This window comes from Polaromonas sp. P1_E3 (assembly GCF_056405935.1).
On record NZ_JBFUBD010000574.1, the window covers coordinates 1 to 1391 of the forward strand.

At 56.4% G+C, this 1391-nt stretch carries 1 protein-coding gene and 1 pseudogene; one reads left to right on the forward strand and one right to left on the reverse strand.

The annotated features are described in order from the left end of the window. The coding region (locus AC1D0Z_RS21805) for a hypothetical protein (RefSeq protein ID WP_477660240.1) at positions 1-210 on the reverse strand (210 nt) is incomplete at its 3' end. A 135-nt stretch (positions 211-345) separates the two neighbouring features. Here AC1D0Z_RS21805 and AC1D0Z_RS21810 point away from each other — a divergent pair. Next, positions 346-1391, forward strand: a pseudogene (locus AC1D0Z_RS21810) (6-hydroxynicotinate reductase); the annotation flags it as partial.

Genomic DNA, 1391 nt, shown 5'->3' on the forward strand with positions numbered 1-1391 from the left:
GGACAGCACGGTTTCTTCATTGAAGGCGCTCATGGTGTTATCTGCGGCTTTAGGGTTGTGAGTGAGTGATGACGTTCTGAGTGCAGGCTGCTTTGGCAATTGACCGGTCTGCCGGAACTGGCGGATGTCCACAGAAGACGTGTCTATAGCGGCAATGTGCCAGATTAATGTAGTGAACGCAACATTTTTTGATAAGTCCGAAAGCGCCATGTAAATACTATTGCGCCAGAACCGGGTATGCGCTACATTGAATTTTATATGTAGTGAACGCAACATATAAATTAAGCAAGCACTACATTGGTGAATCCCGCCCTGGAATGGTGAGTGGCAATAAAGGCGAACGTGATGACTGAACATACAAAGACGGACGGCCTGCCTGGTATGGATGCCTTGACGTTTCCGCCTGTTCTGGAAAAGGCCAGGCCTCGAAACGAGCGGATGAACAGCGAGAAAATCGAGTGCAATGCCTGCCCGGTTCTGTGCCAGATTTCCGACGGGCGTAGCGGGGCGTGCGATCGTTATGCAAACCATGGCGGAACACTGGTACGCGTGGATCCTGTTTTGCTGCTGCGCCGTACGTTGTCAGGCGAGGCGGCGCATGTTGTGCCGTTTGCAGGGCGCGCAGCTGCCGGGGTTTCCGCGCTGGAAGATACGCCCGGGGACATCGCCACAACAGCAGCCTCGTGGAATGGAGACCTTCTGCTGGCTGACGAGGTCTTTGTCACTGGCGTGGGTTCTTCAACAACCTATCCTGACTACAAACCCGCGCCATTTATTGTTTCGTCCAAAGCGGCCGGTGTTGACGTGGTGACTGTGGTCACGGAGGGCATCTTCAGCTACTGCAGCTTCAAGGTGAAGATAGATACCGACCGCTTTTTGGGGGCAGAGCAGGCCAACGTGCGCTGCAAGGGAGAGGTGATCGGGCATGTGACGACGGCCGAGTATGGTTCGCAGATGCTGTCCCTGGGGGGAGTGCACCACTTGACGGGTGGCAGCAAGAAAGAGGGCCGGGTCACGGTCGAAATGATGAAGGCGCTTGGCAACAAGCAGGCCGTGGAGTTCACGATTGACGGCGGCTCCCAGGTATTGATTCAGGCCGGCCGCGCACCTGTTGTGAATGGCATTGAGGAGCAACGCATGCGTGTGGGTTGTGGCTCCGCCACCATCGGAATTTTTGCGAAGCAGCTGTTCGGCAAGCTGGACGAAGTCGTGGTGGTTGACGACCACATCACGGGTGTGCTGACCGAACACCAGGCCGGACGCTGTCTTGACATGCCCCCTTCGGGTATCCGGATGCGTGGAAGAAAGTCCACGCCGGGCCGTTACTTCCAGGTGGCCAACCCCGGAACAGGCTGGGGCGGGACGGATATCGCTGATCCGCTGTCCATCAT